The organism is Peribacillus simplex, from assembly GCF_001578185.1.
Taxonomy (GTDB): Bacteria; Bacillota; Bacilli; order Bacillales; family DSM-1321; genus Peribacillus; species Peribacillus simplex_A.
Map to the genome: position 1 here is coordinate 4,542,113 of NZ_CP011008.1, position 15,703 is coordinate 4,557,815.

Annotated in this window: 12 protein-coding genes, 2 pseudogenes and 1 riboswitch; of the genes and pseudogenes, 7 read left to right on the top strand and 7 right to left on the bottom strand. The window is 35.2% G+C overall.

What is annotated here, in order from left to right:
- Positions 1-394 precede the first annotated feature (394 nt).
- The 3 genes from UP17_RS29375 to UP17_RS21225 form a co-directional block, all read right to left on the bottom strand.
- Positions 395-526: a hypothetical protein gene (locus UP17_RS29375; RefSeq protein WP_284149546.1), complete on the bottom strand. Its 132-nt coding sequence runs from the start codon at positions 524-526 to the stop codon at positions 395-397.
- A gap of 255 nt (positions 527-781) precedes the next feature.
- Positions 782-1,138: a hypothetical protein gene (locus UP17_RS21220; RefSeq protein WP_155727430.1), complete on the bottom strand. Its 357-nt coding sequence runs from the start codon at positions 1,136-1,138 to the stop codon at positions 782-784.
- Between the two features lie 237 nt (positions 1,139-1,375).
- On the bottom strand, positions 1,376-1,660 hold the full coding sequence (locus UP17_RS21225; RefSeq protein ID WP_155727432.1) for a hypothetical protein: 285 nt from the start codon (positions 1,658-1,660) through the stop codon (positions 1,376-1,378).
- A 350-nt stretch (positions 1,661-2,010) separates the two neighbouring features.
- Between UP17_RS21225 and UP17_RS21235 the strand changes: the two genes are divergently transcribed.
- A complete protein-coding gene (locus UP17_RS21235; protein ID WP_250211857.1) occupies positions 2,011-4,221 on the top strand; it encodes a YhgE/Pip domain-containing protein in 2,211 nt (736 codons plus the stop codon).
- A gap of 535 nt (positions 4,222-4,756) precedes the next feature.
- On the opposite strand, the gene ltrA is transcribed toward UP17_RS21235, so the two are convergent.
- On the bottom strand, positions 4,757-6,085 hold the full coding sequence (ltrA, locus tag UP17_RS21240; RefSeq protein ID WP_061465077.1) for a group II intron reverse transcriptase/maturase: 1,329 nt from the start codon (positions 6,083-6,085) through the stop codon (positions 4,757-4,759).
- A gap of 532 nt (positions 6,086-6,617) precedes the next feature.
- A pseudogene (locus UP17_RS27045) lies at positions 6,618-6,908 on the bottom strand (cysteine hydrolase family protein); the annotation flags it as partial.
- A 289-nt stretch (positions 6,909-7,197) separates the two neighbouring features.
- On the opposite strand from UP17_RS27045, the gene UP17_RS27965 reads away from it, so the two are divergent.
- The 3 genes from UP17_RS27965 to UP17_RS21250 all read left to right on the top strand — a co-directional run bounded on the left by UP17_RS27965 (position 7,198) and on the right by UP17_RS21250 (position 8,501).
- Positions 7,198-7,356, top strand: a complete 159-nt coding sequence (locus UP17_RS27965; protein WP_155727434.1) for a hypothetical protein — start codon at positions 7,198-7,200, stop codon at positions 7,354-7,356.
- A 427-nt stretch (positions 7,357-7,783) separates the two neighbouring features.
- Positions 7,784-8,272 carry a DUF2975 domain-containing protein gene (locus UP17_RS21245; RefSeq protein ID WP_061465079.1) on the top strand — a complete coding sequence of 163 codons (489 nt, stop codon included), beginning with the start codon at positions 7,784-7,786 and terminating at the stop codon, positions 8,270-8,272.
- 10 nt (positions 8,273-8,282) lie between these two features.
- Positions 8,283-8,501, top strand: coding sequence for a helix-turn-helix domain-containing protein (locus UP17_RS21250; protein WP_061465081.1), 219 nt, complete (start codon positions 8,283-8,285; stop codon positions 8,499-8,501).
- 307 nt (positions 8,502-8,808) lie between these two features.
- On the opposite strand, the gene bla is transcribed toward UP17_RS21250, so the two are convergent.
- Positions 8,809-9,753, bottom strand: coding sequence for a class A beta-lactamase (bla, locus tag UP17_RS21255; RefSeq protein WP_061465083.1), 945 nt, complete (start codon positions 9,751-9,753; stop codon positions 8,809-8,811).
- A 231-nt stretch (positions 9,754-9,984) separates the two neighbouring features.
- Between bla and UP17_RS21260 the strand changes: the two genes are divergently transcribed.
- The 3 genes from UP17_RS21260 to UP17_RS21270 all read left to right on the top strand — a co-directional run bounded on the left by UP17_RS21260 (position 9,985) and on the right by UP17_RS21270 (position 13,787).
- A complete protein-coding gene (locus UP17_RS21260; protein ID WP_061466237.1) occupies positions 9,985-11,796 on the top strand; it encodes a BlaR1 family beta-lactam sensor/signal transducer in 1,812 nt (603 codons plus the stop codon).
- Entirely contained in the window at positions 11,777-12,157 is a 381-nt protein-coding gene (blaI, locus tag UP17_RS21265; protein ID WP_061465085.1) for a penicillinase repressor BlaI, read from the top strand. Before UP17_RS21260 ends, blaI begins: the two co-directional genes overlap by 20 nt.
- Positions 12,158-12,536: 379 nt before the next feature.
- Positions 12,537-12,647, top strand: a riboswitch (SAM riboswitch).
- A gap of 300 nt (positions 12,648-12,947) precedes the next feature.
- Positions 12,948-13,787 (top strand): MetQ/NlpA family ABC transporter substrate-binding protein, encoded by an 840-nt coding sequence (locus UP17_RS21270; protein WP_061465087.1) that lies wholly within the window; start codon positions 12,948-12,950, stop codon positions 13,785-13,787.
- 449 nt (positions 13,788-14,236) lie between these two features.
- Here the strand turns inward: UP17_RS21270 and UP17_RS21275 are convergent.
- Positions 14,237-15,340 (bottom strand): annotated as a pseudogene (locus UP17_RS21275) (ATP-binding protein); the annotation flags it as partial.
- Positions 15,341-15,703 lie beyond the last annotated feature (363 nt).

Below are 15,703 nucleotides of genomic sequence, written 5' to 3' on the forward strand. Positions count from 1 at the left end.
AATAGCCTGTCTATTTTTCGAACCTCTTTTTTCTGTACTCAAATAACCATCTCCTTGATATATTTTACCATAAAAATCCAATGTCTTTATGCAACTATCCTGCCCCGTTAGTTTAAGTACATTCTTTCACAATCTCAATAGCGTAGAGCCTTTTTAGACACAATCCAATCACCTACAAAATAGAGTTCATAATGTCCATATGACTTGTACCAGAATGCTTATCGTTGTAAATACGCATTTTCCTGATGCTCCCCCTAGTGATTAACGGCCCTTAACGGAAACCGCGGGACCAATTTAAGATGATTTTCTGACGTAAAAATCCCCCCAGTTTAATATGGGGGGATTCAGGCTGTCGAGAAACCCTAACAGCCTGAGGACCTATTAGGTCCTTTTTTTATTTAACTTCCTCATAAACAGTTCCATCTGCATCCTTAACAACAACGTTTTTACCAAGTTTGTCTAAAAAGATAATAATAGTTGGATTCTTTTCTGTTGATTGATTTTCAAAGGTTTTTACATTAATCAATGTTCTATCACCTTGTTTTTCTACCCCTGCAACCTTTATATTATTGCCTTGCTTTTCTTTACCTAAAGAAAGAACTATCTATCCCCCTGTTATTGAAGTAAAGCACCCGTTAGTAAAATAAGTTCAGCCAAATATTTCTGGTTGAAACCATTAATTTACCGTCGGTCCACCATTTGGCGAATAATTTTGCATATCTCCCACCGCCATCATACTTCTTATTCCCTTTTTCTTTTATCTAAGCTATGAAGGTTAGAATTATTTGTCTGGATTTTGTAAAAAATCAATCATTTCTTCATAATCGTATGTTTTTAATACCAAACCATTTTCATCGAACACAATGAATGCAGGTTCTTTCTTTAATTCAAGTTTAGGATATTGCTCATTCAATGACTCATAAGATGATGTATTTGTAATAGGTCCCACATTGGTTATGTTGTTGTCCTCTAGTAAATCCACTGTAATTTCTTTTCCAACAGCTTGTAGCGAATACCTGTGACCTTCACTAGGTAAAAGATTTGGATGAATTCGAGCGAAATCATCTTTTTCATTCGTGCACGCTACTAGCATTGATAAGATTAGAAATATTAAACTTCCATATATAATCTTTTTCATATTCAACTCACTAATATTAATGTTTCATCAAAAATTTTGCCTCCTTACTGAAATAAACAAATATCGACCGTTGTTTCAGTTGAGAACAGGCAGTTATCAACAATCATTTTACTTACCATGGCATCATCATTTCTATGTCTGATGCGGTTGTTCAACTAAACTGCCCCGTTAGGCCATAAGAAAAGAGCTGCCTTAAAGACATCTCCGATCTTCAGCTAACGCACCCGTTAGTTCGATTCACTTATTTCTAGTATATTCTGGAGTATCACAGAGTGGACATTCCTCATATTGCTTTTCCTTTGCTAGAATAAAGTAAATCCGAAGAATAAAAGTAATTATTAAAATGACACAAATTACCCAAAACATCAAAGGATATTGATAATGTACTGTTACTGTTGTAACTCCTGAATTCATATCTGTTGTTGTTATTGTATTCTTAACAGGGTCATAAAGCATGTCTACAATTAAGTATGTTAGTAAAGATGAAAGAGTAAGAAAAATTCCTATCGCACGTTTCATCATTTTCACCTCCTAAAACCGTTAAACTGTATACAGTTTAACGTAAAAACAAAATCCTTCTTCAACTCCCTCAGTTTAATACGATTTTTCACCAATACTCGCTGAATCGCAGGATTTCATCACCCTTGAATTTAAGTTCACGGTAAAATCATATACATAATGAGCAGCTTCCGGAACATGTAAACGTGGGCTAATCGTTTCCAGACGGTGAATTGGGCGAATTAAAAAAATTATTAAAAATGGAAAAATGAAGTCTAACACCCAAGGACATCTTATAGTAAAATTAGCTATGAAATTAGGGTACTACAAAATATATTTAGTACTAGAAACAATGGGGGATAATATAATTGAATATGATAAGAGGCGAGTGGAAAAATATTTTCAGCCATCGCAAAACTGGGTTAACATTGATAGTCATTCTTTTTGTACCGTTGCTCTATAGCAGCATTTTTCTATCCGCTTTTAGAAATCCTTATTCTAAAACTGGAGATCTTCCAATTGCAGTAGTAAATGAAGATCTGGGATCAAAATTTTCTGGGCAGAATTTACAGTTAGGAAAAGATTTGGTTCATGATTTGAAACAGAATCACTCGTTTAAATGGAAATTTACCAATAGTAAAGAAGCGTTTAAAGGATTAAAAAATGAAGATTTTTACATGGTAGTCGAAATTCCAAATGATTTCTCTAAAAATGGAGCTACCTTGTTAGATAAACATCCTAGTAAAATGGGCCTGAGATATTACACAAATCCGGGGAAAAACTATACTGCATCAAAGATAGCAACCTCTGGAATTAGTAAAATCAATGAGAAAATATCAAATTCTATCACAAAACAATATGCAGTCACATTATTTAATAGTTTAAATGAAGTAGGCGAGAATTTACAAAAAGCAGCTGAAGGAGCGAATAAAATAGACCAGGCTGCCAACGAAATTACAAATTCCTCCAAAACACTACAAGACCATTTGCAGAGTTTAGCTGCTGGTACCGTCTTATTTAAAGATGGTACACAAAGTTTACGCAATGGAACTCAACAATTTCAAACGGAAATTGGTCAATTGTCTAACGGGGTTCAAACACTTAATAGTGGTATGGATAATTTAGAAAATGGCTTGGGTGTCCTTAACAAAACTGGTGAAAATCTCGCCAAAGGTTCTAAACAATTAGAACAAGGAGCTAATGATCTTAAAAGAAACCTACAGCAGGCACACCAAGGTACAATTGAAATTCAAGACAAAGTTGACCCACTATTAATCGCGTTGGGGGATATAAATGAAAGACAGCCTGAAATGATTAGTCAACTGAACTCCTTACAACAAATCCTTCAAGGGCAGAACCAACTAGTTAAAGAACAAAAAAGGATTATCCTTAAAAGCAAAAGTCTTTCTGAGGAAGAAAAACAACAGTTGCTTTTGAATTTGGATACTTTCATGTCTCTTTCCACTGCAGATGATTTAAAACAAGAAATTACGGAATTCGAGTCTACGATGTTAACCGTTTCACAAAATTCACAGCAAGTGCAGAGTCAACTTGATCTGTTTGCAAAAGGACAACTATCGATGTATGAAGGCGCTAATAAATTGGCTGAAGGGCAACATACCCTTAGTTCAAATCTAGGGACATTTAACAAAATGTTAGCCGAAGTACATAGTGGTGCTAACAAATTAACAGATGGAACTCGCGCTGTTTCCGACAGTATATTAAAAATGGACAATGCAAGCAATCAATTTACAAAAGGGATTGAAAAACTTAACTCTAGTGCCAATCAGTTTAGTGAAGACTCTCAAAAACTTGCAGATGGTTCCGCATCAATATATAAGGGATCTTCCCATCTATCTGACGGAACAGGTCAATTACATTCTTCGTTACAATCTGGTGCTACAAAAGCGAATGAATTGAAAATGAATGATAAAAATTACGACATGTTGTCTAATCCAATAAATTTGGAACCACACAAAATCAGTGAGGTAAATGAATATGGAGCTGGCTTAATTCCTTATATTTTGTCTATTGGTTTGATGGCTAGTGCATTAATTTTCTCTTCTAGTTATCAACTTAAAGAAACACCGTTAGAACCAACATCCGGGGCTTCTTGGTTCCTCAGTAAGCACAGTGTTGTTATTGTGGTTAGTTTGATTCAATCCATTCTAGCAGTTACTATACTTATCCAGGGGATGGGTCTAGAAGTTAAAAATGCATGGGGCTTATATCTATTTACAATTTTGACGAGTCTTACTTTCCTATCTTTGGCGCAAATGCTCTGCACCATTTTTGGAAAAATAGGACAGATTATTGGATTCATTCTACTCTTATTGCAAATTGGCGGTAGCTCAGGTACATTCCCTATAGCGTTAGCACCTCCATTTTATCAACACATACATGCATTCCTTCCAATGACGTATGCTATAAAAGGATTTCGGGATCTTATCTCGATTGGAAATGATCTACATGATGTATGGAGCTATGCGCTAATGTTAGCCGTGTTTGGATTTGTCTTGAATGCTGGTACTTACTTATTTTTTGTTCTTCAATTAAGACATAAAAAAAGCATCTCTGCCGCTTAAGCAAATCTTTGGTTCTGGTGCAAAAACTTCAAGACAATTGCAATTACTCTCTAAATCTTGGACATACTGATACTATTACTTTTTTCATATTTTACTAATGACTCAGTTGCTTTAGAATAATGTTTGATCAAATTGATACTAATAATCTTGATACACGAACAAAAAGAAAGAGCGTGTTTTGAAAAAAAAGAATGTTCAAAACACGCTCTTAATATATTCAATTGAATCGTTCTTTTATATAAAAGTTTGATTGATCATTTCTGTGACCCTTATTCAATTAAAGGGCCCTATTGTTGAACAAAGATCAAACAGCACTGTTGAACTAACCTGCCTTTAGCTAAATTAGAATATGGTGGACTTATTTTAGTATGGCCTTTCACGAATATGTTTTCATACAAAAAGGCCGCCGCAGCAACCGCCCTTATTGAAGTAGTCGAGTAGAAAGGAGCCTTCCTACCTTACGGTAAATTGTACTCCTCCCCCTCACAGAACCGTGCTTGCGCTATTAACGCACACGGCTCCTCCTAGTCATCGTTTACAGAAGGTAGCTAATCTCTTTTCTTAGTTCATAGATATTCACTTTGATTCTTGGTGAAGGCAGTGGATATTTACGGAGAAAGAGATTAAATTTATCCCATGTAAAGGACTTTCTTTGGCTTCTTCTGTTTAGCCATTTAAATAGTAAGTATTCGAGTCTCTCTTTGAAGCTGTTAACCATTTGTATGTTATCGGTCATACAATAATAGTTGTAATAACCTATGAGTGAGCGTTTAAATCTATCCATGATCGTATGAATATCTTTATTTCTATTAATCTTCAGCCATTCTTTAGATTCTTTTAGTTTACCTTGGACTTTCTTATTACTAGATTTCCGTTTCACTCGAAATTTCCCTTGTTTGCTTTTCCCGCAATAGTGAGTAAACCCTAGGAAATCAAAGGTATCCGGTTTATTACTCCCATCTCGCTTTGCATTATTTTCTGCAAACCTCCCAAAGGGTATAATTTTCGTTTTATCCTCGGCTATCTCTAAGTTAAACTTCTTCAATCTAAGCTTTAATGAATGGAAGAATTGCTGAGCTTCACTTTTATGTTGAAAACAACAAACAAAGTCATCTGCATATCTTACTATGTAGGCCTGCCCTTTACATTGTTTCCTAACCACTTTCTCAAACCATAAGTCGAGAACGTAATGGAGATATACATTCGCTAATATCGGAGATATTACTCCACCTTGCGGTGTACCGTTATCTGTTTTGTACTTCTTACCTTCCTCCATGTATCCACCTTTAAGAAACCTGCTGATTATTCTCTGTAGGTTAGGGTCGGTGACTCGGAGGTTCAAGAACTCCATCATCCACTTGTGGTCAACGTTGTCAAAGAAACCCTTGATATCTACATCCACTACATAACTTACTGATTTCTTTTCAATATAATGGTTTAGTATTTTCAGCGCATCATGGCAATTTCTATTAGGACGGAAACCAAATGAACAATCTAGGAAGTCATTTTCATAGATAGTATTTAGTATTTTTGTAATGCCTTTTTGTACAATTTTATCCTCATGTTCCGGTATCCCCAAAGGCCTTTTCTTGGTAGAATTGAGTTTTGGGATATACATCCTTCTTACTGGAACAGGGCGATAACTTTTTCTTTTAAGCTTACTTACTAAATCCTTTATATTTTCTTCCAAGTTTTCGCTGTATTGTTCTTTAGTCGTTCCGTTAACACCAGTCGCCTTTTTATTAGGTAGTTCATGATGACACTGTGTTAGCGATTGCTCATTTAATAAATGCGCAAGAGATGTAAATTTCATTTTAGGCTCGGATTTTGCTAATTCTGCTATCCTTAGTAGTTTTGTTTCCATTTATAATACCTACCTCTGTGTGTAGTAAATGTTTCCCTAGTAAGGGTGATAACTGGTAGCTAGCCTTCCCTCCATCGGCATTACCCAACTTCATTGGTACTACGCTGCTATCCGACTCCCTACACGGCATTTGGTTTCCTTACTTGTTATCGCTTGTACACCATACTCTTCAATGAAATAGAAAAGACCGGAAGGGTCTCCCGAGTTGCCGCATCATATCAATGTATAACGTGCCAAGGTCTCTGACTCCAGAGAGGCTTTATCCTTCTTGCCTTTAACGAAGAATAAAATGTAGCTTTCTGCTGCGCTTAAGGCATCAGCCCTTTCGATTTACTAACATTATGGAGCTCAATCCCTTCAACCATTTGGCTTTCGGCCCGTCACCTAACTGTCTACGCTTAAAGACTAACGTTACCATTAGCCCTCCAAGACTCGCTACGAGCGAATGGCTAATTCTTACTCGACGGGAATCCCACCCGCTATATGATACGACCTAGGCTCGGCCGCACAAGCACCTGTTAGTTTAACAAGCTTAAAATAATTCCTTTACTAATTGTTCTGTTGTAAGTATAGTAGCGAACTCGTCATATAGGGTAGCTAAAGAAATATTATGTATAGTCTCGGCATCATAATAGTTATCATTTTGGTCTTTTATGCCAAATGCTGCTGTCGCATCTGAAATAAGGTATGTATTAAAACCTAAATTCCCACTCATTCTTGTGGTCGTTGATACACAGTGGGGCGTAGTCAAACCTGTTATTACTACTGTTGTGATATCATTTCTTTTGATAAATACATCATTTTCTGTCCTGCTCCATTTGCTTCTTGCTTCTTTCCGTTCGGTTCTTGAAACTTAATCCTTCCATCAAAGTAAGGTACCAGTTAGTTTAAGTGAATTACTTCACAATAATGAGCTATTTACAAATGAAGAAATAGTTCATTTATTGCAGAAATGCTGCTTTCGTTGATACTTAAGAATAGACTGTCTAAACATCAGCCTGACTATTACACCCTAAGATAGTCTTCTTGTATCTATTTATGGTCCATAAAAAATCATAAAGAGCATTAGAAATATGTTTAATACTAACAATATCTTACCAAAGAGATTTTTTATGGCTAAAACAGAAAATACAATTGAAATTAAGAATGAAAAAATTGTGAATTTTGATGGGAAATACACAATGTCTAAAATGCCTATCATTGGAAAATACAAAAATAAAATGCTAACAAATATAAATATCATTGAAAAAAGTAATGCTATCGTGATGTAAATATAAGTTCTGACTTTTTTCAGTTGTTGTTTCTCATAACTATTATCAACCATTTTATTCTCCTAACATTAAATTAACCTTTACCTAATACTATTCTCTATTTGAACAATAAAGACCTTCTTCAACTATCCTCCCTCAATAAACTAAATAAAATCTCACGATTGCTCCAGCTGATATAGATCTTGATGGTTTCTCTCAAAAGAATGCAAGACTTCACTTCTCTTTCTTTCCTCAACCACCAACAAAGAATGATACGGAGTCTTACTCGGAATATTTGAATGCCCTTCATGAATTTGATCGTAGAAACAAGTATATCTAAGGACTTCATGTAACAATAATAATACAATAAGAAACAATACGGATTTATTGTAAAACGATAAATCTTGTGATAAAATCATGTTGTCATTAAATAAGTGAGGTATTTTAAATGAATGTTAAACGAGGTTCAACCACTTTCTTAAAGGTAATTATTTTCCTGGTTGGAATTGCAGTTCTTGCACTGTGCATATTTTTGGTGCCTAAGATCGGGAATTTTGCTGGGGAATTGTATCCAGATATTGCTTATATGAAATCTCTCGTTTTAATCGATATGTACGTGGCAGCGATCCCTTTTTATTTCGCTCTTTATCAAGCCTTTAAACTTTTAAGCTATATTGATAAGAACCAAGCGTTCTCGGAATTATCGGTAAAGGCTTTAAAGAATATAAAACACTGTGCCATCACGATCAGCACCTTGTACCTATTAGGTATGCCACTCTACTATCTCATGGCGAAAAGAGTTGACCCTCCAAGTTTCATACCAATCGGATTGGTCATTATTTTCGCCTCAATGGTGATCGCCGTTTTTGCTGCTGTTCTCCAAAGACTTTTACAAGAAGCTATTAATATAAAATCAGACAATGATTTAACGATCTGAGGTGAATATCATGGCGATTATCATCAATATTGATGTGATGTTGGCAAAAAGGAAAATGAGCGTAACAGTACTTTCGGAGAGGGTTGGAATTACTATGGCGAATCTTTCCATTCTGAAAAATGGAAAAGCAAAAGCGGTTCGTTTTTCAACATTAGAAGCGATATGTAAGACTTTGGATTGTCAGCCAGGTGATATTTTGGAGTACAAGGGCGACGAAGACACTCAATAAAAACAGACAACAACTTTCTTCAACCAACGGGATTAGATAGTGAAATTAAGATGAAGGGATAGCTATTAAGCTATCCCTTCTCTGCGTTTATTATTGATATTTAATTAGAGAATTCCATTGAGATTTGCATTGATATTAGTGACAAAAAATGTGATGTGATTTGCATTGTTTGCACCTCAAAAGGGAACCCCTTCGCCGGCTCTTTAACTCTTGCACCCTTTAATTGAAGTATATTATTTCACAAACTTTCTTGAAGTAAAAAACGTTCGTCACCCAAAGAGTCATACTCTTTCTCTACAATTTTAATCTATTTGTTGTTAGAGTAGGCCTGAGCAATCACTTTTGCAGCCTTTGCGATGAGTTTATCATTAAAGCTTGCATTTTCTTCATTGCGACTTGACATGATCGCTATAATAATCGGTTCTCGATTTGGCGGCCACACAATCGCTATATCATTTCGAGTCCCATAGCCACCGGCTCCGCTCTTATCTCCAACCTCCCAACTTTCTGGTACACCAGCTCGAATGAGGGAATCACCTGTAGTATTCCCTTTTAGCCAATTTGTGAAAATTTCTTGCTTATCGGCAGGAAGGTACTCACTGATTCCAAACACCTCAAGGGTAGTTGCAAGTGCTTTAGGGGTACTTGTATCCCGTGATTCCCCAGGAATAGCTTCGTTCAAATCTGGTTCAATACGGTCAGCCATTGTGATAGTATCGCCACTTTCCCGTAACGCCTTTTCAAATCCATCTGGTCCGCCTAATTCTTCGAACAGAAGATTTCCTGCTGTATTATCACTATACTGCATCGCTGCTTCAGCTATCTTTCCAAGACTCATTCCTTTGTTCACAAAGTCTTCTGTAATCGGAGAATAGGTAATAATATCTTCATTGGTGAATGTCCTTATTTCCTCAAGCACTGATATCGGATTTTGCTTTAACAATACAGCTGCGGCTAGGGCTTTGAATGTAGATGCATACGCAAATCGTTCGTTCTCACGAAATTCCACGGTTTCTTTCGTTCCTGTATCAATGGCATAGACCCCAAGCCTTGCATCATATTCCTTCTCAAGTTGTTTAAATTTCTCCATTACGGTTTCTTTTGCCGTAATATTTTCTGACGTTTGGTTAGTTCCCCCGGTATGTTCTGTTTCTGCTTGTTGTACAACCTGTTTTTTCTCATCTGAGCAGCCTGCAACCATAAGCACCAATCCTATTGGTGCCAGTATTTGATAAAACCATCTTTTGTTCATGATATAAACCTCCTAATTATTTGATTAGACTCTTATGTACGAATTGAAAAAACAACCTCAGGCAAGGAGTTTTAACGGATTACGTTTGTAGTCTGATTACATCTGTAGTATAGTATTACATACGTAATCAAGAAAAGTCAATTCTTAATTTTTTAACCATCAAGCTACTATAAATATGCTATGTACCTGTTTTTTAAAATTTAAAAATCAAGAGAGTAGGTATTGAAGGACATGTTTTTAACTCATTTTATATTAGGTTTATTGGTGTCTTCATTTTCCGTTACTGTTATCCTACTTATACGAAAATGGTTTGGAAGACAATTAACTGCAAAATGGCACTATCATTTGTGGATGTTTCTTTTTATGGCTTTAGCACTCCCATTCATACCTACTGATTTATATAATTTTAATTCTGTCTTTAGCAGTGCGGATATAAATCAGATTCATGCACCCAGCTCTAATATGAAAAAAAATGGAACTGATATGATGCAGGGCCTACACCTCATACAAGACTTTTCTGTATCGGTCAATCGGCCGAATCTGTCCTTACTTAATATGGGAGTGATGGGTTTATGGATATCAGGGATGCTTTTATTTACCTTTACTATGGTTCGTGGATGGCTCACAATTAGAAGGATAAAGAATTATTCTTCTCCGTTTTCCAATCAAGAAGTTCTCGTGCTTTTCGAAGAATGCAAGAAAAGACTACGGATAAAAAAATCAATGGAGATCGTTATTTCGAAAAGAGTCCAATCTCCAATGATATTCGGACTTTTTCAAACATATATCGTCATACCTGCTCAGCATGAAAACTGGCTTAGCTTGAAAAATTACGAGTATATCTTTCTTCATGAACTGAATCACTATAAAAACAAGGATTTGCTGACAAATTACTTGATATTGTTCTATCAAATCATTTATTGGTTTAATCCCCTTGTTTGGTTTGCTTTTAGAGAAATGAGATTGGATCGGGAAATCGCATGTGATACATCTGTTTTACAGTTACTGGATGATAACTCTTTTAGTGAATATGGAAATACTATCATTAATTTTTTGGATCTTTCAAAACGGTCAAGTAATCTACAGTTAGTGACACAACTAAACGGTTCGAAGCTTCAAATCAAAAAACGAATTGAACAAATTTCTGCCTATAAGCATTCCGCAAAAAAATCAATAAGGAAAAGCGTCTTTATTTATGTGTTGGCCACTATCATTTTGACAATCCAATTACCTATCGTTTTCGCATTTGCGACGGAAAACGACCGATACTATTTTAAAAATGACGGAGCAGTTTATGAGGATTTACATCAATTCTTTAAAGGGTATGAAGGAAGCTTTGTTTTATATGATCAAAACGCACAGCAATATCGCATTTATAATGAAGAAAAAAGCACTTTGCGGATATCACCTGATTCCACATACAAAATCTATAGTGCCTTATTTGCTCTAGAATCAAATGTGATATCACCCGAAGAATCCAAACTTTCATGGGATGGGACTGAGCAGCCCTATGAAGCTTGGAATATGGATCAGGATGTCTCATCTGCTTTACAAAAATCTGTAAACTGGTATTTCCAGGAATTAGATCGCAGGACAGGATTTGAAACAATTCAATCCAATCTGCAAGCGATAAACTATGGGAATTCCGATGTATCTGGGGAATTGGGTGAATTCTGGAACGAATCCTCATTAAAAATTTCTCCAGTCGAGCAAGTCCAGCTGCTGCAAGCCTTTTATAACAATCAATTTGGATATAAGGAAAGGCATATCCAAGCCGTTAAGGAAGCACTGCTCATAGAAAAGAATGAGGAAGCTCGCCTATCAGGAAAAACAGGTACAGGAACAGTGAATGGAAAAAACATCAATGGTTGGTTTATCGGTTACGTAGAGACGAAGAACAATACTTATTTCTTTGCTACCAATATACAAAATGAAGATGATTCATCTGGAAGCAAGGCGGGAGAAATTACTTTATCAATTTTAAAAGATTTAGGAATCTATAAAGAAAATGGAGGGGAGAAAAATGGAGAAAAACATTCCTAGCATATCAGAATCAGAATGGGAAATCATGAACGTGCTTTGGGATAAAGCCCCTCAAACAGCAAATGACATCATAGTTTCCTTACAGGAGAGTACCGATTGGAAGCCGAAAACCATACGTACCCTTCTCGATCGATTGGTTCAAAAAGATGTAGTAGGTGTCAATAAAGATCAAAGAGTTTACACCTTTTACCCGCTCTATACACAGGAAGAGTGCCAGCGTGCCGAGACCGAATCATTTATCAAACGTATCTATGGAGGGGCCATGAAATCCATGCTGGTCCAATTCATTCACGAAGATGCCCTATCTGATGATGATATCAATGAACTGCGCTTTATTTTAAATAAGAAACCTAAAAAGTAATAATATTTAAAAAAGCGATTTGGGATTTTTCCAAATCGCTTTTTTCGGTCGAAATCGAAATAACGGCGGACATATTTCCCATGTAATGATCTGTGTGGTTTGATACGAAAAAAATCAGAACTTTCGTCTTAATAATAGTTATGCATGAATTTAATTCAATAGATGTTTTTTATCACGCTTCTTGATAGTGAAGGCTTCTGCAGGGCCTGGAACAAGCAATCGCAAAGGCTACAGGAATAAAACATTTAACGCAATCATCCGCAAATTCAAATTAATTGAACAATTTTTTGATTGACACTACCATATGGTCATGATAAGATCACTCTCATACTATATTTACTGAATTTAAAAAATTTCGTTTAATTGAATAAATGTTTGACTCTTATCAAGAGAGGTGGAGGGACTGTGCCCTGTGAAGCCCGGCAACCGTCAGTTAATTAACTGATATGGTGCCAATTCCTGCAAAGCAATGTGCTTTGGAAGATGAGAGAAAGGATTGTTTAACCAACCTTTCTACTCATGTGTAGAAAGGTTTTTTTGAGGAGAAAAAGCTTCCTTTCCCCTGTATACTTCGGACAAACTAACATACTAAGAGCTGCTGCCAGCATTAGTTTCAGGTATTACAGTTACAGCAATCCTTCTAGTTGGTTGCTGGGGTAGGTGCAGATGGTTTAGGTAATTTGTTATATAGCTCAATAATAATGATGTAACATTGGTAACAACTGTTAATTTCAGGTATAGGTGATATATTTACAACAAAAATAGATAAACGATAAGGGAGAAATGAATTATGAAAAAGTGGATATCAACTTTAGCAGTTTCCTCAGCATTAGTATTAAGTTTAGCAGCTTGCGGTACGACTAACAGCGGATCAGATTCTTCAGAAAAAGAAAAGAAAATCCTTGTGGGTGCATCAAACATTCCACATGCTGAAATTTTAGAAGAGGCAAAGCCATTATTAAAGGAAAAGGGAATTGATTTAGAAATTAAAACATTCCAAGATTATATTATTCCGAACACAGCGTTAGCTGATAAAGAGATTGATGCAAATTATTTCCAACACGTTCCATATCTTAAATCAGTGTTAAAAGAGAATCCAGACTATGACTTTGTAAATGCGGGTGCTATTCATATTGAGCCAATCGGCATTTACTCTAAAAAGTATGATAGCTTAAAAGATCTTCCAAAAAACGGTACAGTCATTATGCGTAATGCTGTAGCTGAACAAGGACGTATCCTATCCATTTTTGAAAAAGAAGGCGTAATTAAGCTAAAAAAAGGCCTCAATAAAACAGAAGCTACGATTAATGATATTGTAGAAAATCCTAAAAACTTAACTTTTAATGCAGATATAGAAGGTGGCCTATTACCTCAAATTTATAATAACAACGAAGGTGATGCGGTTGTTATTAATGCGAACTATGCGTTAGATGCAGGGCTAGATCCGCTTAAAGACCCAATCGCTGTTGAATCGGGTGAAGATAATCCATATGCAAACATTATCACTGTACGTAAGGGCGATGAAAATAAAGAGACAGTAAAAGCGTTAGTAGAAGTACTTCGCTCTAAAGAAATACAAGACTTCATTACTAAAAAATATAAAGGTGCAGTCATACCTGTATCTAAATAACACACCCTTTCATGAACTATACCCCGAATAATGGACACTTCGAAAAAGGTCCATTACTCGGGGTTCTTCTATGTCTATATACTAGAAAAGCAAAAAAGCAGTTTACAAAAAGCAGCTTAATAGACGCTACAAAAAAACTTAAAGCGTAAATTTCTTAAACATAAATACTTAACTAAACTCAAAGTCTTAAGGTGGAAGCCCTACTATGAATTTTAAAATGCAAAACAAGCAAAATCAACTAATTGAGAGAATTACGGATCAACATCTAGTTATTCTGTGTGGATATTGCCGTTGTCACGGCCAATCCTCTCCATGTCAAAAGAAACTAAGAAAATCGTGATAATATGCAATCCAAAAATGATATAAAGATTACATAAAATATTGTATAAGATATACCAATCATTCAATATTTGTAAGTAGTCATATCCAGTCGACACCGACGTATGTAATCACCGAAAAGCCTTTCCCATGAAAGAAATTAAAAGAATCCTTTGATAAGAAAGATAATAGATGGGAAGAATAACATTAACTGTTGTTCCTTTATTCATTTCACTTTCAATAACTATCTTTCCTTGATGTGCTTTCACAATTTCATAGCAGATCATTAACCCTAAGCCAACCCCTTTTTCTTTGATACTATAAAAGGGTTCTCCAAGATATGGGATACGTTCTCTTGGAATCCCACATCCTTGATCGATAAAACAAATACTTACTTGATGACTATCAAGTGTATCGATTTGAACCAAAATTTCTCCTCCCGTTGACATCGCTTCAATTGCATTTTCTAAGATATTGATAAACACTTGTTTTATTTGGTTTCCTTCACAAGGTATGTAGGGAATTTCTGATTTAAGCTCTGTTCTGATCTGTATATTTTTCATCATTGCTTGAGGTTGCAGTAGCGTTATAACTTGTTCTGCTAACATGCTCAAATTATTGAGTTGAACCTTTACTGCTTGTGGTTTAGCTACTATCATAAGTCTATTTGTGATTACTTCTATTTGTTCAATTTCTGATGATATTACATCTATGTACCACTGATTTTCTTTATTTTTCATTGATTGTATTAGTTGTATAAATCCTTTAATAGTTGTTAGTGGATTTCGAATTTCATGAGCTATTGCTGTAGCTAATTTTCCTACCACATCAAGCTTCTCTGATTTTCGCAGTAATTCTTCAGTTTTTAAACGTTCAGTGATATCTCGAGAAATAACCATAGCAACCTCTTTTTCACCTAATCTAAAGATATCGATGATTAACTCAGTATCTATTTTCTCCTCAATTTTAAAAACATATTCATCTCGGAAAGTGAAGTTATGTTTTCCCTTTTCGGAATCTTTTATAATGTTTATAGTTTTAATTTTTTCAGGAAGAATATCCATAACAGACATTGAAAGAATTTTCTCCTTACTATAACCCAATCTTTTACATGCAACTGGATTTACGTCAAGAAATAGAATTGGCAATCGATCCTCATTCAATTCTAATAGGTAAACTGCATCAGTTGCATGTTCAAATAGAGCTCGGTATTTCATCTCACTTTCTCGTAATTGTAGAATAGACATATAACTTTCTTGTAATTGTTTTATAGATATATAATTTCACTCCTTCACTCCTAATTTTCTAAATATTCTAAATATTATATATTGGAAAGGGTCTTGATGCAAGAATCCTTATTTATATTTTATTCATATTTTCCATGAAGCATAAAAAGTGGTTCTATATAAATCCTGTTAACCATATGGACAGGTATGAGTTCCCATCTTTTTCCGTATAGACTCAACTATTTGGAATTGCTGCATAAGATCCGATCCTCTTAAAAAAAGTATATAAAAATACTTTTTTCGATATTTTTCAGAAAATTTCGACTTTTATATTTACAACATAAAATTTTTCTTGTATGCTAATCTTACTAA

Excerpts from the sequence above, each read along its gene's own strand:
- UP17_RS21220 (WP_155727430.1), bottom strand. The coding sequence starts at position 1,138 with ATGAAAAAGATTATATATGGAAGTTTAATATTTCTAATCTTATCAATG.
- UP17_RS21225 (WP_155727432.1), bottom strand. The coding sequence starts at position 1,660 with ATGATGAAACGTGCGATAGGAATTTTTCTTACTCTTTCATCTTTACTA.
- UP17_RS21235 (WP_250211857.1), top strand. The coding sequence starts at position 2,011 with ATGATAAGAGGCGAGTGGAAAAATATTTTCAGCCATCGCAAAACTGGG.
- ltrA (WP_061465077.1), bottom strand. The coding sequence starts at position 6,085 with ATGGAAACAAAACTACTAAGGATAGCAGAATTAGCAAAATCCGAGCCT.
- UP17_RS27965 (WP_155727434.1), top strand. The coding sequence starts at position 7,198 with ATGGCTAAAACAGAAAATACAATTGAAATTAAGAATGAAAAAATTGTG.
- UP17_RS21245 (WP_061465079.1), top strand. The coding sequence starts at position 7,784 with ATGAATGTTAAACGAGGTTCAACCACTTTCTTAAAGGTAATTATTTTC.
- UP17_RS21250 (WP_061465081.1), top strand. The coding sequence starts at position 8,283 with ATGGCGATTATCATCAATATTGATGTGATGTTGGCAAAAAGGAAAATG.
- bla (WP_061465083.1), bottom strand. The coding sequence starts at position 9,753 with ATGAACAAAAGATGGTTTTATCAAATACTGGCACCAATAGGATTGGTG.
- UP17_RS21260 (WP_061466237.1), top strand. The coding sequence starts at position 9,985 with ATGTTTTTAACTCATTTTATATTAGGTTTATTGGTGTCTTCATTTTCC.
- blaI (WP_061465085.1), top strand. The coding sequence starts at position 11,777 with ATGGAGAAAAACATTCCTAGCATATCAGAATCAGAATGGGAAATCATG.
- UP17_RS21270 (WP_061465087.1), top strand. The coding sequence starts at position 12,948 with ATGAAAAAGTGGATATCAACTTTAGCAGTTTCCTCAGCATTAGTATTA.